Origin of the sequence: Variovorax paradoxus, from assembly GCF_022009635.1 — a bacterium.
Lineage (GTDB): Bacteria > Pseudomonadota > Gammaproteobacteria > Burkholderiales > Burkholderiaceae_C > Variovorax.
The window spans coordinates 5667308-5688496 of sequence record NZ_CP091716.1; the positions used below are offsets into that span (position 1 = coordinate 5667308).

General features: G+C 66.3%; 18 protein-coding genes. 6 read left to right on the forward strand and 12 right to left on the reverse strand.

What is annotated here, in order from left to right; translation table 11 throughout:
- Positions 1-11 precede the first annotated feature (11 nt).
- From fliM to fliR, 6 genes are read left to right on the forward strand one after another with little or no spacing between them, the layout of a single operon-like run.
- Positions 12-1016 (forward strand): flagellar motor switch protein FliM, encoded by a 1005-nt coding sequence (gene fliM, locus L3V85_RS26260; RefSeq protein ID WP_237675601.1) that lies wholly within the window; start codon positions 12-14, stop codon positions 1014-1016.
- Positions 1009-1479, forward strand: coding sequence for a flagellar motor switch protein FliN (gene fliN, locus L3V85_RS26265; protein WP_237675602.1), 471 nt, complete (start codon positions 1009-1011; stop codon positions 1477-1479). The genes fliM and fliN overlap by 8 nt, the downstream gene beginning before the upstream one ends.
- Positions 1476-1979 carry a flagellar biosynthetic protein FliO gene (gene fliO, locus L3V85_RS26270; protein ID WP_237675603.1) on the forward strand — a complete coding sequence of 168 codons (504 nt, stop codon included), beginning with the start codon at positions 1476-1478 and terminating at the stop codon, positions 1977-1979. The genes fliN and fliO overlap by 4 nt, the downstream gene beginning before the upstream one ends.
- The gene (fliP, locus tag L3V85_RS26275) at positions 1976-2734 is read left to right on the forward strand and encodes a flagellar type III secretion system pore protein FliP (protein ID WP_237675604.1); all 759 of its coding nucleotides are present in this window, start codon (positions 1976-1978) and stop codon (positions 2732-2734) included. Before fliO ends, fliP begins: the two co-directional genes overlap by 4 nt.
- Positions 2735-2745: 11 nt before the next feature.
- Positions 2746-3015, forward strand: coding sequence for a flagellar biosynthesis protein FliQ (gene fliQ / locus L3V85_RS26280; protein ID WP_108136317.1), 270 nt, complete (start codon positions 2746-2748; stop codon positions 3013-3015).
- Between the two features lie 8 nt (positions 3016-3023).
- Positions 3024-3809 (forward strand): flagellar biosynthetic protein FliR, encoded by a 786-nt coding sequence (fliR, locus tag L3V85_RS26285; protein WP_414080246.1) that lies wholly within the window; start codon positions 3024-3026, stop codon positions 3807-3809.
- Here the strand turns inward: fliR and L3V85_RS26290 are convergent.
- The 12 genes from L3V85_RS26290 to L3V85_RS26345 all read right to left on the reverse strand — a co-directional run bounded on the left by L3V85_RS26290 (position 3806) and on the right by L3V85_RS26345 (position 21189).
- Positions 3806-4930, reverse strand: a complete 1125-nt coding sequence (locus L3V85_RS26290) for a 3-deoxy-7-phosphoheptulonate synthase (RefSeq protein ID WP_237675606.1) — start codon at positions 4928-4930, stop codon at positions 3806-3808. The genes fliR and L3V85_RS26290 overlap by 4 nt on opposite strands.
- 83 nt (positions 4931-5013) lie before the next feature.
- On the reverse strand, positions 5014-6225 hold the full coding sequence (gene flgL / locus L3V85_RS26295) for a flagellar hook-associated protein FlgL (protein ID WP_237675607.1): 1212 nt from the start codon (positions 6223-6225) through the stop codon (positions 5014-5016).
- A gap of 35 nt (positions 6226-6260) precedes the next feature.
- On the reverse strand, positions 6261-8213 hold the full coding sequence (flgK, locus tag L3V85_RS26300) for a flagellar hook-associated protein FlgK (RefSeq protein WP_337250094.1): 1953 nt from the start codon (positions 8211-8213) through the stop codon (positions 6261-6263).
- 107 nt (positions 8214-8320) lie between these two features.
- Complete coding sequence (locus L3V85_RS26305) at positions 8321-10051, reverse strand: methyl-accepting chemotaxis protein (RefSeq protein ID WP_237675609.1); 1731 nt, start codon at positions 10049-10051, stop codon at positions 8321-8323.
- Between the two features lie 101 nt (positions 10052-10152).
- Positions 10153-11883: a methyl-accepting chemotaxis protein gene (locus tag L3V85_RS26310; RefSeq protein ID WP_237680653.1), complete on the reverse strand. Its 1731-nt coding sequence runs from the start codon at positions 11881-11883 to the stop codon at positions 10153-10155.
- 54 nt (positions 11884-11937) lie between these two features.
- Positions 11938-13641, reverse strand: a complete 1704-nt coding sequence (locus L3V85_RS26315; protein ID WP_237675610.1) for a methyl-accepting chemotaxis protein — start codon at positions 13639-13641, stop codon at positions 11938-11940.
- Between the two features lie 14 nt (positions 13642-13655).
- Positions 13656-15257 carry a methyl-accepting chemotaxis protein gene (locus L3V85_RS26320; RefSeq protein WP_237675611.1) on the reverse strand — a complete coding sequence of 534 codons (1602 nt, stop codon included), beginning with the start codon at positions 15255-15257 and terminating at the stop codon, positions 13656-13658.
- Between the two features lie 67 nt (positions 15258-15324).
- Positions 15325-15846, reverse strand: a complete 522-nt coding sequence (locus tag L3V85_RS26325) for a chemotaxis protein CheW (protein WP_237675612.1) — start codon at positions 15844-15846, stop codon at positions 15325-15327.
- Positions 15847-15866: 20 nt separating this feature from the next.
- On the reverse strand, positions 15867-17471 hold the full coding sequence (locus tag L3V85_RS26330) for a methyl-accepting chemotaxis protein (protein ID WP_237675613.1): 1605 nt from the start codon (positions 17469-17471) through the stop codon (positions 15867-15869).
- Positions 17472-17487: 16 nt separating this feature from the next.
- The gene (locus L3V85_RS26335; RefSeq protein WP_237675614.1) at positions 17488-19053 is read right to left on the reverse strand and encodes a methyl-accepting chemotaxis protein; all 1566 of its coding nucleotides are present in this window, start codon (positions 19051-19053) and stop codon (positions 17488-17490) included.
- 104 nt (positions 19054-19157) lie between these two features.
- The gene (locus tag L3V85_RS26340) at positions 19158-20894 is read right to left on the reverse strand and encodes a methyl-accepting chemotaxis protein (RefSeq protein WP_237675615.1); all 1737 of its coding nucleotides are present in this window, start codon (positions 20892-20894) and stop codon (positions 19158-19160) included.
- A gap of 7 nt (positions 20895-20901) precedes the next feature.
- Positions 20902-21189, reverse strand: a complete 288-nt coding sequence (locus L3V85_RS26345; protein ID WP_237675616.1) for a hypothetical protein — start codon at positions 21187-21189, stop codon at positions 20902-20904.

Genomic DNA, 21189 nt, shown 5'->3' on the forward strand with positions numbered 1-21189 from the left:
ACAAGCGACCCATGGCGTATGAACAGGTGCTTTCCCAGGACGAGGTCGATGCTCTCCTGCAAGGCGTCACCGGCGGAGACATCGACCAGTCGTCACCTCCGCCGCCCCCGCCCAAGGACGGCCTGCCGGCCTACGACCTCGGCGCGCCCGACCGCGTGGTGCGCAACCGCATGCACACGCTGGAGGTCATCAACGACCGCTTCGCGCGTGGCCTGCGCGGCGCGCTGCTGAACTTCATGCGCCGCAGCCCCGACATCTCGGTGGGGCAGGTCCAGATCCAGCAGTTCGGCGAGTTCGTGCGGCACCTTCCGGTGCCCGCGAACATCAACATGATCCACATGAAGCCGCTGCGCGGCACCGCCCTCTTCGTGTTCGACCCGAAGCTGGTGTTCCTCGTGGTGGACAACCTGTTCGGCAGCGACGGGCGCTACCACGTGCGCGTGGAAGGCCGCGACTTCACGCGCACCGAGCAGCGCATCATCAAGCGCCTGCTCGACATCTCGCTGCAGTGCTACGGCGAGGCATGGCAACCCGTGTTCCCGCTCGACTTCGACTACGTGCGCGCCGAGATGCACGGCAAGCTCGCCAACATCGTGGCGCCCAACGAGGTGGTGATCAACACCACGCTGCAGATCGAGTTCGGCCCCATCGGCGGCTTCCTGCACGTGTGCCTGCCCTACTCGATGATCGAGCCGATCCGCGACCTGCTGTCCAACCCGATCCAGGACGAGGTCGAGGTCGACAAGCGCTGGGTCACGCAGATGTCGCGCCAGATGCAGGCGGCCGACGTCGAGCTGGTGGCCGACTTCGTGACCATGCCCTCCACGCTGGGCGAAGTCATGAAGCTGCGGGTCGGCGACGTGATTCCCATCGAGCTGCCCGAGACCGTCGTCGCCAAGGTCGGCGGCGTGCCGGTGATGGAGTGCGGCTACGGCACCTCCAACGAGCGCTACGCACTGCGCGTGCAACAAATGATCTCCCACCAAGACAGCGATTTGAAGAACGACCATGACTGACAACACCTCTTCCGCCAGCAGCGACGCGGACGACTGGGCTGCCGCCCTGGCCGAGCAGACGGCCGCCACCGCGCCCGCACCGGTGCCCGAGCCTGACCCGGCAGCGGCAGCAGCGGTTGCCGCCGCCGTCGCGCCCGCCTCCGCGCAGGTCTTCCAGCAGATCCAGGACACGCCCGCCGCCAATCCCGGCGCGGGCCCCGTGGACATCGCGCGCGTGCTCGACGTGCCGGTGCAGCTGACGGCCGAGATCGGCCGCACCCGCATCACCATCAAGAGCCTGCTGCAGCTGTCGCAGGGCTCGGTGGTCGAGCTCGACGGCCTGGCCGGCCAGCCGCTGGACGTGCTGATCAACGGCTACCTCATCGCCCAAGGCGAAGTGGTGGTGGTGAACGAGAAGTACGGCATCCGCCTGACCGACATCGTCACCCCTTCCGAGCGCATGCAGAAGCTCGCGCGCTCATGAACCTGCGCCGGCACCTGCCTGCATGGGGCGCGGCGGCGCCGGCCCTGCTGTTCCTGCTCTGCGCCCGGGCCGCGCAAGCTGCGCTGCCCACCGTGCCCTCCCCCACGCATGAGGCCGCATCGGCCGCGCCTTCGGCCGTCGGTGCGGGCAGCCTGCTGCAGGCCGGCTTCGGCATGGCGGTGGTGGTCGGCCTGATCTTCCTGTGCGCCTGGCTCGCGCGACGCTTCGGCCTGCAGCGCCTGGCCGGCGGCCAGCATGTGAAGGTGGTATCCAGCGCCATGGTCGGCCAGCGCGAACGCGTGGTCGTCATCGAGGTCGCCGACACCTGGGTGGTGCTCGGCGTCACCGCAAGCCAGGTCAACACGCTGCACACCCTGCCGGCCCAGGCGGCCTCGTCGAACAACCATGCCGCCTCGCCGGACGGCGCGCGCGGCCCCGTCGAACTCTTTGCCCGCAAGCTGCGCGAATCCCTCTCGGGCAAGGCGCACACCGCTCCATGACGCATCCCGCATTGCGCCGCGGCCTGCGTGCCGCGTTGTTGCTGCTCGCCGCCACGCTGCCCCTGGCCGCCTGGACCCAGGGCCTGCCCGGCCTCACCAGCACCCCCGGTCCCGCCGGCAGCCAGACCTGGTCGCTGAGCGTGCAGACGCTGGTGCTGCTGACCTCGCTCACCTTCCTGCCCGCGCTGCTGCTGTCGATGACCAGCTTCACGCGGATCCTGATCGTGCTCGGCCTGCTGCGCACCGCCATCGGCACGCAGACTTCGCCGCCCAACCAGATCCTGGTGGGGCTGTCGCTGTTCCTCACCTTCTTCGTGATGTCGCCGGTGTTCGACAAGGCCTACACCGAGGCCTACCAGCCCTTCGCCGAGAACAAGATCAGCGCCGACAAGGCGCTGGAGCGCGGCATCGCGCCCTTCAAGACCTTCATGCTCAAGCAGACCCGCGAGACCGACCTGGCCCTGTTCGCCCGGCTCGCCAAGGCGCCCGAGATGCAGGGCCCCGAGGACGTGCCGCTGCGCATCTTGCTGCCCTCCTTCGTCATCAGCGAGCTGAAGACGGCGTTCCAGATCGGCTTCACCATCTTCATACCGTTTCTCATCATCGACCTGGTGGTGGCCAGCGTGCTCATGTCGATGGGCATGATGATGGTGCCGCCCGCCTCCATCGCGCTGCCCTTCAAGCTGATGCTCTTCGTGCTGGCCGACGGCTGGCAGCTGATGATCGGCGCGCTCGCGCAAAGCTTCTATATCTAGCAGGACCGCACATGACCCCCGAATCAGTCATGACCATGGGCCATCGGGCCATGGAAATCTCGCTGCTGCTGGGCGCCCCGCTGTTGCTGGTGGCGCTGGTCATCGGCCTGATCGTCAGCATCTTCCAGGCGGCCACGCAGATCAACGAGGCCACCCTTTCCTTCATTCCCAAGCTGCTCGCCGTGTTCGCGACGCTGGTCATCGCCGGGCCGTGGATGCTCGACCGCATGCTCGACTACATGCGCGCGCTGTTCGCCGGCATCCCGCAACTGCTGGCGTGACGCCTTCGATCTTCTCCGTCACTTCGGGCCAGCTCGAGGGCTGGGTGGTGGCCTTCCTGTGGCCCTTCGTGCGCATGCTCGCGCTGGTGAGCACCGCGCCGATCTTCGCGGAGTCGTGGGTTCCCAGGCAGGTCAAGGTGGGCATCGCCGCCATGCTCACGCTGGTGATCTCGCCGCTCATCGGGCCGTTTCCGGCGGTGCCCGTGGTGTCCGCCGGGGGCCTCTGGATCATCGTGCAGCAGGTGCTCATCGGCGTGGCCATGGGCTTCGCGATGCGGATGGTGTTCACCGCCGTGCTGGCCGCGGGCGAATACATCGGCCTGCAGATGGGCCTGTCGTTCGCTTCCTTCTACGACCCCATGAGCCGCGGCAGCACCATGGTGGTGTCGCGCCTGCTGAACATGCTGGCGACGCTGATCTTTCTTGCGCTCGACGGCCACCTGCTGATCGTGAACGCGCTGGCCGAGAGCTTCCAGACGCTGCCCATCTCGGACGGCCCGCTGGTGGCGGGAGGATGGATGTTCCTGGTGCTGGCGGGCGGAGAGATCTTCGCCAGCGGGCTGCTGCTGTCGCTGCCGCTCATCACCGCGCTGCTCACCTTGAACCTGGCCATGGGCATCCTGAACCGCGCCTCGCCGCAGTTCAGCATCTTCGCGGTGGGCTTTCCGCTCACGCTGCTGGCGGGCATCTTCATGCTGCAGCTGCTGATGCCGAACCTGGGAGCCTTCCTGGAGCCGCGCTTCGCGCAGGGGATCGCGAACATGCTGCGGTTCACGCAGGGGCTTCGGCCTTAGCCTTTCGCCAGGCGCCGCCGCGCCTTCACCGCCGTCGCCAGCCCCTCGAGCACCGGCACCGTCTGCGCGAAACCGATGCACGCATCGGTGATCGACACACCGTGCCTGAGCGGCACGCCGGGCTTCAGGTCCTGCCGGCCTTCCTCGAGATGGCTCTCGATCATGATGCCGGTGATGCGCCGCTCGCCGCCCGCGATCTGCGCCGCCACGTCTTCGGCGACCACGATCTGCCGCTGGTGCTGCTTGCTGCTGTTGCCGTGCGAGACGTCGATCATCACCTGGGGCCGCAGGCCGTTCGCCAGCAATGCCTCGCAGCTGGCCGCGACATCCGCGGCCGAGTAGTTGGGCGCCTTGCCGCCGCGCAGGATGACGTGGCAGTCGTCGTTGCCGCGCGTCTCGAAGATGGCTGACATGCCCATCTTGGTCATGCCCATGAAGGCATGCGGCGCGCGGGCCGCGAGGATGGCGTCGGCCGCGACCTTGACGCTGCCGTCGGTGCCGTTCTTGAAGCCCACCGGGCAGCTCAGCCCCGAGGCCAGTTGCCGGTGGCTCTGGCTCTCGGTGGTGCGGGCGCCGATGGCGCCCCAGGCGATCAGGTCGGCAATGAACTGCGGGCTCAGCAGGTCGAGGAACTCGGTGCCGGTCGGCAGGCCCAGGGTGGTCAGCTCGAGCAGCAGGCGCCGCGCGCGCTCCAGGCCTTCGTTGATGGCGAAGCTGCCGTCCAGGTGCGGGTCGTTGATGTAGCCCTTCCAGCCCACGGTGGTGCGCGGCTTCTCGAAGTAGGCGCGCATCACGATCAGCAGGTCGTCCTGCAGCGAATCGGCGACCGTCTTCAGGCGCTGGGCGTATTCGATGGCCTGGTCGTGGTCGTGGATGGAGCAAGGGCCGACCACCACCACCAGCCGGTCGTCGCGGCCGTGCAGCACGTCGGCAATCGCCGCGCGGCTGCCTTCGACCAGCGCCAGGGTGTTGTCGCGCACCGGCACGCGCTCCTGCAGCAGCGCGGGGGTGATGAGGGGGCGAACGGCGCCGATGCGCACGTCGTCGATCCGGGTGGTGTCGAGCGTGCTGTCGCGGGAGCCGATTTCTGCGTCGTGGAGGGGGTCGTCGAGGCGGGGCATGGTCGTGGGAGGTCGAATGGAACTCCCGCGATTGTCCTCCTTGAAGGCGCGCCCGGGCGGAAGTCCGGCCGGGCCGCCGCCGATCACAGGTAGTTGAACAACGAAATGCTGTTCAGCTTGGCGAACGTCATCTGCGTTGCCTGCAGCGAAGACTGGCGCTGGTAGAACTCGGCGATCGCGCTGTACGGGTCCAGGTCTTCGATGGAAGACAGGTACGACTCTTCCTGCAGCTTGCGGGCCGCGCCGCCGGAGTCGAGCGAATCGATCTCGGTCTGGCGCGAGCCGACCGACGACAGCACCGTCAGCACGTTGTCGTGCGCGTTCGTCACCTTCCGGTTGGCCGTGGCCAGCGCGTTCTGCAGCTGCGCCTGGGCCGCCTCGCCGCCGCCGGCGAGCGGGGTGCGAAGCGCCGTCACCAGCTGGCCGATGGCCGCGAACACGTCGGTGCCGGCGTTCTGCGCGGTCGACACGTCGAAGCTGTCGCCGTCCGCCGGCTTGCCGGTGAACTTGAGCTGCACGCCGCCGAAGTCGATGGGCGAGCCGGCCGTGTAGGCGCCGGCACCGGCCACCACGGGCGGCACGTCCTTGGTCATCACGGTGTAGTTGCCACCGTTGAAGCTGATGGTGAAGTCCTTGCCGTAGTTCGGTGCCGTGGCATCGGTGATGCCGATGGCGCCGAACACGCCGCTGCCGGTGTTGCTGGCCGAGCTAGAAGCCACGTAGCCCGCGCCGCCCTGCACCGACTGGAAGATGCTGCGACCGTCGTCGCCCGTGGACATCTGGCGCGCCACGTCGACCTGCATGAGCCGCTGGCCCTGGTCGCCCACGTACTGCACGCCGCCGCCCGGGCCCGTCACGAAGGGCGGGCTGCCGCTCTTGAAGCCGGCAAACAGGAACTGGCCGTTGCCATCGTCCGAGTTGGCCACGCCCACGAGCTGGTCGTAGGCGCTCTGGATGGTGGTGGCGAGCGAGGCGCGGTCGGCGTCGGTCAGCGTGCCGTTGCCGGCGTTCACCGTCAGCGTCTTGATGTTCTGCAGGATCGAGGTGACCGAGTTCAGTGCGTTTTCCTCGGTCGACAGCGCCAGGCTCGCGCGCTGGCGGCTGGTGGCGTACTGCGCGTTTTCCGACAGCGTCTGGCTGACGCCGAGCGAGCGCGCCGCGCCGACCGGATCGTCGCCGGCGGACAGGAACTTGGAATTGGTGGCCAGCTGCTGCTGGACCCGGAACAGCTTCTGCTGCTGCAGGCCCATGGCGCCGACGTTCTGCTCGTAGAAGGATGAGGTGCTGATGCGCATCGCGGCTCCTGGATTCTTTGCTTCTGTGAAACGGCTCAGCTGCGGATGCCGAGGATCGCGTCGAACATGGTCGATGCGGTCTGGATCACCTTGGCGTTGGCCTGGTACATCTGCTGGAACATCAGCAGGTTGGCGGTTTCCTCGTCCTGGACGACGCCGGAGACGGACTGCTGGCTGGCCTTGATCTGGCCGGTCACGCTGTCTTGCGTGGCGGCCGCGACCTTGACCGCCATGGCCCGGTTGCCGACTTCGCTGACCAGCTGCGAGTAGGCGCCGTTGAAGGTCGCCGTGCCGTTGGCCATCGTGGTCTTGCGCTGCAGTGCGCCCAGCAGCAGCGCATTGCTGCCGTCGGACACGCCCGAGGTGTTGTTCTTGATGGTGAAGGTGTCGCCCTGCGACGGCGCGCCGGTCATGCTGACCGTGACGCCGTCGAAGCTCATCTTCGCGCCGGCGGTGTAGGGCACCGCGGCGCCGGCCGCGTAGGTGGTGCTGGTGCCGTTGGCCAGCGTCACGGTGACGGCGGAGGTCGCGGGAAAGCCCGACAGGGTGCCCGTGGCGGCGTCGAAGCTCAGCGTGACCGGGCCTGCCAGCGGCGTGCCGGGGTAGGAGGCGTCGACCGTCGCGGCGCTCAGCGCGGCGTTGCCCTTGTTGCCGGCGGTGTTGCCGGTCACCAGCGGCGATGCGGCCGCCACCTTGGCGGGGTCGCGCACCAGCACGTCGAGGTCGCGCGCGCCGGTGCGGGTCGGCTGCACCAGGAACGAGTCGCCGGCCTGCGCCGTGCCGCTGGCGGCATTGAGGCTCACGCCGTCGAAGGTGATCGGGAAGGTGGTGAAGCTGCCCATCGACGTCTTGTCCGACAGGCGCGTGACCGTGTAGGTGAGCGTGCCCGCCACGTTGGTGACGCTGACGTCGTAGTCGCTGGTGGTGAGCTTCGAAGCATCGGTCAGCGTGGCACCGAATTCGAGGTTGCCTGTGTTCTTTGCGTTGGACATCACGCCCGGCACCGCCTGGTTGAAGAAGTTCTGGCCCAACGCGCCGTTCAGGTCCACACCCAGCTTGTGCTGGGCATTGACCGCATCGGACACCGACATGGCAAGCCGGCCGATGGAATTTTGCGTGGGGATGAGGGTTTCGCTGCGGAAGGTCATGAGGCCGCCGAGCACGCCGCCCTTGAAGGTGCTGTCGTCGAGCTCGGCGGTGTTGCCGCCGAAGCCCTTGAGCGCCACCACCTTGCGGGTGGGGTCGGCGGCCGAGTTGACCGAGACCATCTGGGAAGCGTAGTCGCCCACCACCAGCGACTGGCCGGTGGCGATGAACACGTTGTACTTGCCGTTGTCCTGCTGCAGCACCTTGACGTCGACCACCTGGCTCAGCTGGCTCACGAGCAGGTCGCGCTGGTCGAGCAGGTCGTTCGGCGGCTGGCCGCTGGCCATGGCCGTGGCCTGGCTGATCTGCTGGTTCAGGCTGGCGATCTTGGTGGCGTAGACGTTGATCTGCTCGACGCTGCCGTCGATCTGCTCGTTGACCGACGTGTTCAGGTCCGACAGGTATTGGTCGGTCGAGCGGAACTTGCTGGCCAGCGCCTGCGCGGAGCTGATCATCTGCTGGCGCGCGGCCGGGTCGGCCGGCGTGTTGGCCACGCCCTGGATGCTGGTGAAGAAGTTCTGCATCAGCGCCGAGATGCCCGAGGTCTTGTCGGCCAGCAGGGTGTCGATGCGGTTGATCTGCGTGCCGTTGGTGGCGAGCGCGACCGAGTTCGACTGCGCGCTGGCGAGCTGCGCCGTGAGGTAGCGATCGTAGCTGCGCGAGACGGTCGTGACGTTGGCGCCCGTGCCGATGTAACCCGAGCCGCTGGAAATGGCGCCGCCCGTGGCGATCTCGGCCACCTGGCGGCTGTAGCCCGCCGTGTAGACGTTGGCGGTGTTGTGAGCCGTGGTCATCAGCGCGGCGCGGGCGACGCCGAGGCCGCTCAGACCTGTGTAGAACATGCTTCCGGACATAAGGCTTTACCTGTCAATTGGTGTGTGTGGTTGGCACCGCGTAGGCGCCTCTTTTTGTTTATCGGCAGCGCCGGGCAAAAGTTGAGGGCTGAAAGTCAGAACTCTGTCCAGTCGCCCTTGGCGTCGCCGGCCATGGCCAGCTGCGGCGCGGCGGCGCCGCCCGGCTCCCGCCGCGCGGGAAGCGCCTTGGCGGGCCGCTTGGCCGCCGCCGGCGCCGGCCTGGCAGTCTTGGGAATGGGGGTGATGCGGGTGAAACCCGGGCGCACGGTGGCAACCGCATTGGCGTCCAGCTTGAAGACACTGACCGCCTGCACGAGGCTTCCGGCCTGCTCCTGCAGCGATTGCGCCGCCGCCGAGGCTTCCTCGACCAGCGCCGCGTTCTGCTGCGTGGCCTGGTCCATCTGCGTGATGGCCTGGTTGATCTGTTCGATGCCGGAGGTCTGTTCCTGGCTCGCTGCGGTGATCTCGCCCATGATGTCGGTCACGCGCTTCACGCTGCCGACGATCTCATCCATGGTGCGGCCGGCCTCTTCCACCTGCTTGCTGCCCTCTTCGACCTTCTCCACGGAGTTGCCGATGAGGGTCTTGATTTCCTTGGCCGCCGCAGCCGAGCGTTGTGCGAGGTTGCGAACCTCCGATGCCACGACCGCGAAGCCGCGGCCTTGTTCGCCTGCGCGAGCGGCTTCCACGGCCGCGTTCAGCGCCAGGATGTTGGTCTGGAATGCGATACCGTCGATCACGCCGATGATGTCGACGATCTTCTTGGACGACGCATTGATCGAACCCATGGTGTCCACCACCTGGGAAACGACGCTGCCGCCCTTCACGGCGACTTCGGAAGCCGACATCGCCAACTGGTTCGCCTGACGCGCGTTGTCCGCGTTCTGCTTCACCGTGCTGGTGAGTTCCTCCATCGAGGCGGCCGTCTGCTCCAGCGAGCTGGCCTGCTCTTCGGTACGCGAAGACAGATCCTGGTTGCCCGAGGCGATCTGCCCCGACGCCGTGGCGATCGTCTCCGTGCCCGTGCGCACCTCGCCCACCACCTTGGCCAGGCTCTCGTTCATGTTCTTCAGCGCCTGCATCAGCTGGCCCGCCTCGTCGCGGCTTTCCACCTTGATGTTCGTGCTCAGGTCGCCGGCGGCCACCGTCTCCGCCACCTGCACGGCCTGCCCCAGCGGGCGCACGATGCCCAGTGTCAGCCGCCAGGAGAACAGCGCGCCCAGCAGCAATGCGATGCCCGACAGCGCCAGCAGCAGCGTCTCGCCGCTCGAATGGTCGGCCTCGATGCCCTTGGCCAGTTCGTCGATGCGGTCACGCTGGTATGCCGCGAGCTTGGCGACGGCTTCTTCGTTGACGGCCAGCGCGGGCGCGAACTTGTTGTCGGCCATGTCCATGGCCTCCTCGTTCTTGCCTTCCGACTTGAGCTTGTTGATCTGCCCGATGCTCTGCAGCACGATGGCGCGAGCATCGGCCACGTTGGCGTACAACTTCTTTTCTTCCGGGGAGGTCAGGAGTTCCTCGAGCTTCTTCTGCACCGGATTGATTTGTGCCGACTTTTCCGCCCGGCCCTTCTCGAAGTAGGCCGCCACCTTGGGATCGGTCGCCTTGACCATCGCGAACGAGTTCACGATGGCCGGCCCCAGCAGGTTGGACCACTGGTTGGCCAGGCGCTCCTTGACCAGCGCGCGCTCCATCACCTCCTCCGTGGCCTTGCCCACCTTCCCGAGGCGCAGCATGCCCGTGGCGGCGATGACCGCCATCAGCAGCAGCACCACCGCGAAGCCGAAGCCCAGGCGGGTGCCGATTTTCAGATTCTTCAAATTCATTTGACTTCCCCTTTTTTCGGAACTGGAGCGAATCCCGCAACGGGATGCGACGCCATGGATTCGTTATCGGCACGGGCCCGGTGGTGTTGAGCGCCCGAAGATCAAAATTCCGTCCAGTCGCCCTTCGCGTCGCCGGCCATTGCCAGTTGCGGTGCGGGGCCACTGCCCGGCTCGCGTCGCGCGGGCAGTGCCTTGGCGGGGCGCTTCGGCGCCGGCTTGACGGCCGCTGCAGCCCTGGGGATCGGCGTCAGGCGCGTGAAGCTGGCGCGCGTGGCCAGGGCATTGGCGTCGAGCTTGAAGATGCTGACGGACTGCACGAGGCTGCCGGCCTGCTCCTGCAGCGACTGGGCGGCGGCCGAAGCCTCTTCGACCAGCGCGGCGTTCTGCTGCGTCACCTGGTCCATCTGCGTGATGGCCTGGTTGATCTGTTCGATGCCCGAGGTCTGCTCCTGGCTCGCGGCGGTGATCTCGCCCATGATGTCCGTCACGCGGCGCACGCTGCCGACGATCTCGTCCATGGTGCGGCCTGCCTCCGCGACTTGCTTGCTGCCTTCCTCGACCTTCTCTACCGAGTCGCCGATCAGCGTCTTGATTTCCTTGGCTGCCGCCGCCGAACGCTGCGCAAGGCTGCGAACTTCCGATGCGACCACCGCGAAGCCGCGGCCTTGTTCACCGGCACGTGCTGCTTCCACGGCTGCGTTCAGCGCCAGGATGTTGGTCTGGAAGGCGATACCGTCGATCACGCCGATGATGTCGACGATCTTCTTCGACGAGGCGTTGATCGAGCCCATCGTGTCCACCACTTGCGACACGACGCTGCCGCCCTTGACGGCCACTTCGGAGGCCGACACGGCCAGTTGGTTCGCCTGACGCGCGTTGTCCGCGTTCTGCTTCACCGTCGAAGTCAGCTCTTCCATCGAAGCTGCGGTTTGCTCCAGTGAACTCGCCTGCTCTTCGGTGCGCGAAGACAGATCCTGGTTGCCCGACGCGATCTGGCTCGAAGCCGTCGCGATCGTGTCCGTCCCGATGCGCACTTCGCCAACGATCTTCGCAAGGCTGTCGTTCATGCCCTTCAACGCTTCGAGCAGCAGGCCGGTTTCGTCGGTCGTGCGCGCCTCGATGTGGCTGGTCAGGTCGCCGGCAGCCACCGACTGCGCCACCTTCACCGCCTCGGACAGCGGCCGCGAGACGATGCGCGCAATCCAGAGCGCCAGCACCAGGCCCAACGCCACGCTGCCCAGCAGCAGACCCAGCACCCAGAGGCGGGCTTCCCCGTACACCGTGTCGGCGGTTTCACCGGCGCGGATCGCACCGGCCACATTGACCTCGGTCAGCTTGTCGAGCGCCCCGTTGATGTCGCGGCTCAGTTGCAGCGACTTGCCGCGGATCAACGCGGTCGCCTGCTCGTTTTCCTGCGTGTGGGAAATGGCGACGATCTTGTTGTGCTCGAGCGAATACTCGGTCAGCAGCTTCTGGAGCGTCGGGTAGATCTCGCGCTCTTCCGGCTCGGAGATGAGCTTCTCGTATTCCGCGCGGTTCTTCTGCAGGTTGGCCCAGGTTTCGTCCATGGCCTTCTCGTACACGGCCATTTCGTCGTACGAGCCCGCCAGGATGTGCTGCAGTTCCTGCGTGCGGTAGCGCGACATCAGGTTCTTCATTTCGAGCAGCGAACGCGTGGCCGGCATCCAGTTGGTCGCAAGGTCGGTCGACATGTCGTGGACCTTGCCCAGTTGCATCACCGAAATGATGCCGACACAAGCCGTCAACACAAGGACGGCGATGAAAGACACGAGCAGCTTGGTCGCGATCTTGAGGTTGTAGAACGTTTTGATGATTTTTCCTTGGGGCCCGGGAGCCGATACTCGTGGTTGCGCTCGGCGCGGTCCTCAGAACTCGCGCCAGTCGCCAGCGCCGGCCACAGCAAGCTGCGGCGCGGCGGGCAACGATGATTTGTTGTTGTCGTCTTGCACGGCCGGCAATGCCTCGGCGCGCGCGCGGGGCGCGGCCTGGTGGCTCGCGTCCAGCTTGAATGTGCTGACGGCCTGCACGAGGCTGCCGGCCTGCTCCTGCAGCGACTGGGCAGCGGCCGAAGCCTCTTCGACCAGCGCGGCGTTCTGCTGCGTCACCTGGTCCATCTGCGTGATGGCCTGGTTGATCTGTTCGATGCCGGAGGTCTGCTCCTGGCTCGCTGCGGTGATCTCGCCCATGATGTCCGTCACGCGGCGCACGCTGCCGACGATCTCGTCCATGGTGCGGCCGGCTTCTTCCACCTGCTTGCTGCCTTCCGCGACCTTCTCGACGGAATCGCCGATCAGCGTCTTGATTTCCTTGGCTGCTGCCGCGGAACGTTGTGCGAGGCTGCGAACCTCCGATGCAACGACCGCGAAGCCACGGCCTTGTTCACCGGCGCGGGCGGCTTCCACGGCCGCGTTCAGCGCCAGGATGTTGGTCTGGAACGCGATGCCGTCGATCACGCCGATGATGTCGACGATCTTCTTGGACGACGCATTGATCGAGCCCATGGTGTCGACTACTTGAGACACGACGCTGCCGCCCTTCACCGCCACTTCGGAAGCCGACACGGCCAGCTGGTTGGCTTGGCGCGCGTTGTCCGCGTTCTGCTTCACCGTGCTCGTGAGTTCCTCCATCGAGGCGGCCGTCTGCTCCAGCGAGCTGGCCTGCTGCTCGGTGCGCGAAGACAAGTCCTGATTGCCCGAGGCGATCTGCCCTGAGGCATCCGCGATGACGTCGCTCGAATCCTTGATCTTCCCGACGATGGAAGTCAGCTGCAGCTGCATCAGCTTGATGGAGTGCAGCAGGCTGCCTTCATGCGCGGCGTCGGCCTCGACCGCCATCGACAGGTCGCCGTCGGCAATGCGACCGACCACGTCGGCCGCGTACTGCGGCTCGCCGCCGAGCTGCCGACCCATCAGGCGCGCGACCACCATGCCCAGCCCGACGCTGACCACGATGCCGATGAGCGCCATCACCAGCATCATCAGCCGGGAGGTCTTGTAGGTTCCGTCGGCCTGCTCGGCACGCTCGCGCGCGAGGTCCTTGCTGTGCGCGACCATGCCCTTGAGCACTTCTTCCAGACCGCGCGATTCCTTCAGGAGGCGCGTGCTGTCTTCGGTCACCTGGTTGTCGAACTGCGAGCTGTCCAGCGGCTGCTTGTTCACGAGCGCCACGAAATCATTCATGTGCGTGCTCAGCGGCCCGACCAGGCCTTCGAACTGGCTGTAGAGCTTGGCGCCCTCCTCGGTTTCGCCGAAGAATGACTTGACCTCCGAGGCACGCGACGCCAGGCTTTCCATCGACGCCTTGAGCTCGTTGGCGCCCGCGTTGCGCTCGCCGCGCGTGCCGGCCGACAGCAGCGTCATCTGCGCGCGGCTGGCATACAGCAGGTGGATATTGGCTTCCTGCACGGCCTGCAGGGCGCGCAACTCGTTGGCGTAAAGCTCTTCGGTCGAGGCGCTGATGCGGCCCATGTGGAAGATGCCGAGCGCGCTCACTGCCGCGCCGATCGCCGCGACCACGAGAAAGCTGAGGATCAACCGGACGGTGACGCGAAGATTCTGGAACCACTGCATTGTCTTTTCTCCGTTTATGCTGCTGATGCAGTGAATGCCAACTGACGCGCGGTGCCGGCAGCGCGGCTGCCTTCCAGGCGGAACACGCCGACGATTTGCGACAGGCTGCCTGCCTGCTCCTGCAGCGATTGCGCTGCCGCCGATGCTTCTTCCACCAGCGCGGCGTTCTGTTGTGTGACCTGGTCCATCTGGGTGATGGCCTGGTTGATCTGCTCGATGCCCGAGGTCTGTTCCTGGCTCGCGGCGGTGATCTCGCCCATGATGTCCGTCACGCGGCGCACGCTGCCGACGATCTCGTCCATGGTGCGGCCCGCCTCGGCGACCTGCTTGCTGCCAGCCTCGACCTTCTCTACCGAGTCGCCGATCAGCGTCTTGATTTCCTTGGCTGCGGCGGCGGAGCGCTGTGCGAGGCTGCGAACTTCCGATGCGACCACCGCGAAGCCGCGGCCTTGTTCACCGGCACGTGCTGCTTCCACGGCTGCGTTCAGCGCGAGGATGTTGGTCTGGAATGCAATACCGTCGATCACGCCGATGATGTCGACGATCTTCTTGGACGATGCGTTGATCGAGCCCATCGTGTCCACCACTTGCGACACGACGCTGCCGCCCTTGACCGCGACCTCAGAAGCAGACACCGCCAGTTGGTTCGCCTGACGCGCGTTGTCCGCGTTCTGCTTCACGGTCGAAGTCAGCTCTTCCATCGAAGCCGCCGTCTGCTCCAGCGAGCTGGCCTGCTGCTCGGTGCGCGAAGACAGGTCGTGATTGCCCGAGGCAATCTGCCCCGACGCCGTGGCGATCGTCTCCGTGCCCGTGCGCACTTCGCCCACCACCTTGGCCAGGCTGTCGTTCATGTTCTTCAGCGCCTGCATCAGCTGGCCGGTCTCGTCGCGGCTCTCCGCGCGGATGTCGACGCTCAGGTCGCCGGCCGCCACGGTTTCCGCCACTTCGACGGCGCGCGTCAGCGGCCGCACGATGCTGCGCGAGATCAGGAACGAGAAGACGGCGCCGATTGCCACCGTCGCCATTGCCAGCAGCAGGCTCAGGTTGAGCGCGCGCGCATTCGCGGCGTCGATGCTGGCGCTCATGTCGTCGATGGCCTTGCGCTCGATCGACAGCAACTCGAGCACGCGGCTTTCATAGGCCTTGGCGGCCGGCTGGAAGGTCTCCTTGAAGGCGCGCGTGGTTTCCACCGTGTTGCCGCTGGCCTTGGCCTTGCCCACTTCGTCCTTGGCGGCCTGGTACTTGGCGCGCAGCTCCATGATCGACTTGAAGATGGCTTTCTCTTCCGGCGTCACCAGCAGCTTCTCGACCTTGGCCATGGTCTCGGTGCCCTTCTTCACGCTGTCGGAAATGACATCGGCGAAGGTGACGGGCAGCGTCTCGTCGGTGGTGCGCGCGATCATCGACGTGCGCGCGATGGCCGAGTAGGTCAGCACGTACCAGTCGGAGATGAGCCGCTCCTTCGCCAGCGGGCTTTCCATCATGACCCGCGTGGCCTCCGCGTTGCTGCGCGCCGACAGCAGCGCGAAGGCGGTGGAAATCACCACCAGGCCAAGGACAACGGAAAAGGCCACGGCGAGCCGCGTTCCGATGCGAAGGTTCGAGAGGAAGTTCATGGTGCGGGCATTCAATGGGAAAGGCGGAAAACCGGTCCGGGCCTTTAGGCCACGGCACCCGTGGGGCTCAGGCGGTGGCGGCTGCCTCGATGAGGCCCATCTCCTGGCTAGACATGAGCCGGTCGATGTCCACCAGAATGAGCATCCGGTCGTCCAGCGTGCCCAGCCCGATCAGGTAATCGGCGTCCAGCACCGAACCCATCTCCGGCGCCGGCTTGATCTGCTCGGCCGACAGCGTGATCACGTCCGACACGCTGTCCACCACCATCCCCACCACCCGACCGCCGATGTTCAGCACGATCACCACCGTGAACTGGTCGTACGTCGGATCGCCCAGCTTGAACTTGATCCGCATGTCGATGATCGGCACGATGATCCCGCGCAGGTTCACCACGCCCTTGATGTATTCCGGCGCATTGGCAATGCGCGTCACCGCGTCGTAGCCGCGCAGCTCCTGCACCTTCTGGATGTCGATCCCGTATTCCTCTTCGCCCAGCTTGAACGTCACCACCTCCAGGCGGCTACCGCCCGTGGAAGGGGACGGCGCCGAGGCGGCTTGTTGCAAGGGGTCTTTTGCCTTGGTCAGCATCTGTTCTCTCCGGTTTGAAATTAATGGATCTCGGCCGCTTCGGCCCTGAACACGCGCACGGCCCTGACCAGGCCGTCGGCCTGCTCCTGCAGCGACTGCGCCGTGGCCGAAGCCTCTTCGACCAGCGCGGCGTTCTGTTGTGTGACCTGGTCCATCTGCGCGATGGCCTGGTTGATCTGCTCGATGCCGGAGGTCTGCTCCTGGCTGGCGGTCGTGATCTCGCCCATGATGTCGGTCACGCGGCGCACGCTGCCGACGATCTCTTCCATCGTGCGGCCGGCCTCCGCCACCTGCTTGCTGCCGGCCTCGACCTTCTCGACGGAATCGCCGATCAGCGTCTTGATTTCCTTGGCTGCCGCAGCGGAGCGCTGCGCGAGGCTGCGCACTTCGGAGGCGACCACGGCAAAGCCCTTGCCCTGCTCGCCCGCGCGGGCGGCTTCCACGGCGGCATTCAGCGCCAGGATGTTCGTCTGGAACGCGATGCCGTCGATCACGCCGATGATGTCGACGATCTTCCGGGACGACGCATTGATCGAGCCCATGGTGTCGACTACTTGAGACACGACGCTGCCGCCCTTCACGGCCACTTCCGAGGCCGACACCGCCAGCTGGTTGGCTTGGCGCGCGTTGTCCGCGTTCTGCTTCACCGTGCTCGTGAGTTCCTCCATCGACGCCGCCGTCTGCTCCAGCGAGCTGGCCTGCTGTTCGGTGCGCGAAGAAAGATCCTGGTTGCCCGAGGCGATCTGGCTCGACGCCGACATCACGCCGGCCACGTTGGTGCCGACGTCCGCGACGATCGCGAACAGGTTCGCGCTCATCTGGTTCAGCGCGCGCAGCAGCCCGGTGATTTCGTCGCCGCGGCGGATCTCGAACTTGGCGAGGTCGCCGCCCGCAATGGCCCGCGCCACATGCAAGGCCTCGTCGAGCGGGCGGAAGACGGTGCGGCCCAGGAACTGCCCGAGGCCCAGCCATGCGAGCGCAAAGCCCACGCCGCCGGCCGCCAGGGCGCCGGGCAGCCAGCTGTGCACGCCGGCCGAGGCGACCAGGCGGCCCGCCTCCATCCAGCCCGCAATGCCCAAGCCGAGCGTCAGCAGCGCGGCTGCCGTGGTCGCGCCGAACACGCGCTGGCGCACAGGAATGCGCCGCAGCTGCGCCAGCGGATTCATCCAGCCGCGCTGGACCACCTGGCCCTGCTGCAGCGTGACGCCCTTGGCCCCGCCTTCGCGCAGGCGGCGGTAGAGCGCATCGGCCTCGGCCACGTCGGCGCGGTCGGGCCGGCTGCGCACGGACATGTAGCCTTGCACGCGGCCGTCGCGGCGGATCGGCGTGACATTGGCCAGCACCCAGTAGAAGTCGCCGTTGCTGCGCCGGTTCTTGATGATCCCGGTCCAAGGCAGGCCCTGCCCCAGCGTCTGCCAGAGGTCGGCGAAGGCCTCGGGCGGCACGTCGGGATGGCGCACGATGTTGTGCGCCTTGCCCATGAGCTCGTCCACGGCATAGCCGCTGGCCTCGACGAAGGCCGGGTTGACATAGGTGATGCGACCCTTGAGGTCGGTGCGGGACACCAGGGCGGCGTCTCGCGGGAGTTCGTATTCGATGCCGGTGACTGGCAGATTGACGCGCATGGTCCGGTCGTCGCTTTCAGGCAAGCGCCAGTTGATTGCGGCCGAGCTGGAATACGCCGACGACTTGCGACAGGCTGCCTGCCTGCTCCTGCAGCGACTGAGCGGCGGCCGAGGCCTGCTCGACCAGTGCGGCGTTCTGCTGCGTCACCTGATCCATCTGCGTGATGGCCTGGTTGATCTGTTCGATGCCGGAGGTCTGCTCCTGGCTCGCCGCGGTGATCTCGCCCATGATGTCCGTCACGCGGCGCACGCTGCCGACGATCTCGTCCATGGTGCGGCCTGCCTCCGCGACCTGCTTGCTGCCCTCCTCGACCTTCTCTACCGAGTCGCCGATCAACGTCTTGATTTCCTTGGCTGCGGCTGCGGAGCGTTGCGCGAGGCTGCGAACTTCCGAAGCGACCACTGCGAAGCCACGGCCTTGTTCACCGGCACGTGCTGCTTCCACGGCTGCGTTCAGCGCCAGGATGTTGGTCTGGAAGGCGATACCGTCGATCACGCCGATGATGTCGACGATCTTCTTGGACGAGGCGTTGATCGAGCCCATCGTGTCCACCACTTGCGACACGACGCTGCCGCCCTTGACGGCCACTTCGGAGGCCGACACGGCCAGTTGGTTCGCCTGACGCGCGTTGTCCGCGTTCTGCTTCACCGTCGAAGTCAGCTCTTCCATCGAAGCCGCGGTTTGCTCCAGCGAACTCGCCTGCTCTTCGGTACGCGAAGACAGGTCCTGGTTGCCCGAAGCGATCTGGCTCGAAGCCGTCGCGATCGTGTCCGTGCCTGTGCGCACCTCGCCGACCACCTTGGCCAGGCTCTCGTTCATGTTCTTCAGCGCCTGCATCAGCTGGCCGGCTTCGTCGCGGCTTTCCACGCGGATGTCGGCGCTCAGGTCGCCGGCCGCGACGGTCTGCGCCACTTCCACCGCATGGCCCAGCGGGCGCACGATGCCCAGGCTCAGGCGCCAGGCGAACAGCGCGCCCAGCAAGACGGCGATGGACGCCAGCACCACCAGCGTGGTGCGCCCCGCCACGTAGTCGGCGGCGATGCCGCGGGCGGCGGCATCGATCTTCTCGCGCTGGTGCTGGGCCAGCGCCTCGACGGCGCCGCCATAGACGCCCAGCGCGTCGGTGAACTTGGTGTCGACCAGCGTGTTCGCTTCGGCGAGCTGGCCGCTGTCCTTGAGCTTGTTGAGAACGCCCACCGTCTCGAGCACCACGGCGCGCGAAGCGGCGACCTTGGCATAGAGCGCCTTTTCTTCCGGCGTGTCCAGCATCGATTCGAGCTTCTTCTGCGCCGGGCTGATGCGGGCCGAGCCGGCGGCCTGGAGTTTGGAGAAATAGTCTGCGACGGCTGGATCGGTGGTCTTGATCATCGCGAAGTTGGCCACCGTGTTCGACTTGAGGTTGCTCAGCCATTCGTTGGCCAGGCGCTCCTTCACCAGCGCCTGCTCCACCATCTCGTCGGTGGCATGCCCCACATTGGTCAGCCGCAGCACGCCGGTGGCGGCAATGAAAGCCATCAGCAGCAGCATGACCGCGAAGCCGAGCCCCAGGCGCGTGCCGATTTTCAGATCCTTCAAACTCATTGCTCTCTTCCTTCAATAACGGGAGACGGCAGCCGTTGCGCGCAACGCGGCAACGCCGTCATCCTGTTATCGGCATCGGATCGCCAGACTTGAGTCCTTTATTCTCAAAACTCGGTCCAATCGCCTTTGGAGTCGCCGGCCATGGCCAACTGGGGCGCGGGAGCGGCGACCGGCGCGCGGCGCGCGGGCAGCGCCTTGGCCGGCTGCTTCGCCACCGGACGCACGGTTTTCGCCACCGGCCTGGGAATGGGCGTGATGCGGGTGAAGCCGGGGCGCACGGTGGCCACGGCATTGGCGTCGATCTTGAAGATGCTCACGGTCTGCACGAGGCTGCTGGCCTGCTCCTGAAGCGACTGGGCCGCCGCCGAGGCTTCTTCGACCAGCGCGGCGTTCTGCTGCGTCACCTGGTCCATTTGCGTGATGGCCTGGTTGATCTGCTCGATGCCCGAGGTCTGTTCCTGGCTCGCCGCGGTGATCTCGCCCATGATGTCGGTTACGCGCTTGACGCTGCCGACGATCTGTTCCATGGTGCGGCCCGCCTCGGCGACCTGCTTGCTGCCCTCCTCGACCTTCTCTACCGAGTCGCCGATCAGCGTCTTGATTTCCTTGGCTGCCGCCGCCGAGCGCTGTGCGAGGCTGCGCACTTCCGATGCGACCACCGCGAAGCCACGGCCTTGTTCACCGGCACGTGCTGCTTCGACTGCCGCGTTCAGCGCCAGGATGTTGGTCTGGAAGGCAATGCCGTCGATCACGCCGATGATGTCGACGATCTTCTTGGACGACGCATCGATGGAGCCCATCGTGCCCACCACCTGCGACACGACATCGCCGCCCTTCACGGCCACCTCCGAAGCCGAGACGGCCAGCTGGTTGGCTTGGCGCGCGTTGTCCGCGTTCTGCTTCACGGTCGAAGTCAGCTGCTCCATCGAAGCCGCCGTCTGCTCCAGCGAGCTGGCCTGTTCTTCGGTACGCGAAGACAGATCCTGGTTGCCCGATGCAATCTGGCTCGACGCCGTGGCGATCGTGTCCGTTCCCATGCGCACTTCGCGCACGATGCGGACCAGGCTTTCGTTCATGGCCTTCAGCGCCGTCATCAGCCGGCCGGTCTCGTCCTTCGAACGCACCTCGATGCGCGAGGTGATGTCGCCCGCCGCCACCTTCTCGGCGACCTCCACCGCCTCCCCGATCGGGCGGGTGATCGAATGCGTGGTGAACCACGCGATGGCCGCGCCGAACAGGATCGCGAAGCCGCCCAGCGCGAACATCAGGTTGCGCGACCAGGCATAGCCTTCGGCCGCCTCCCGGCTGGCCGCCTGGGACAGCTTGTTCTCGTTGGCGTCCATCGCGTCGAGTTCAGTCAGCACGTTCCGCACGGCCGGCTGGAACTTGGCGATGAAGATCTGCGTCGCCTCGTCGTTCTTGTTCTGCAGCGCCAGCTCGGACAGCTGGGCGTTCAAGGGCAAGAGCAAGGCCGCCTTCTCGTCGGCCCTTGCCAGCAGCGCCTTGCCTTCCGGCGTGGTGACCAGTTTTTCCAGCACCTTGTGAGCTTCCGCGTAGCGCTCCCGGGCGCCGACGATCTTCTTGGACTCTTCGCGCATGGCCGTGTCTTCGGTCAGCAGAATCAGGTTGCCGTCGAGGATGGCGATCTCCCGGATCGCGTCCGACATCGTGTTGACCGCGGCCACCTTGACGTTGTTGCTGTTGACGATGCCTTCGAGACGCGACTGGACATTGCCCATGGCATGCAGGCCGAGGCCGATCGCGCCGGCCAGCATCAGGAGCACGGCGGCAAAATCCGCGCCTAGACGGGTGCCGATGCGGAGATTGAGAAGTGAGCGCATGGGTATTTCAAGAATCTCTTGCGTTGACGTTTTGAAGAACCCGGTCCAGCCGTTCAGCGGTTTTCAGCGCGTTCTGGCTGGAGCGGTTGAAGGAGCGCGCGATGAACCACGCGATGACGATTCCGGCAAGCAGCGATGCGGCACCCAGCGCCAGCATCGCGTTGCGCGCCCAAGCGAGGCCGGCACCGGCCTGGAAGCCGACCCCGAGCGCCACGGCCAGCAGCAGAAAGACGACGGCAATGCCGGCGCCCAGGCGCAGGGCGAACTTGGGGGAAAGACGTGCACGGGACAACAC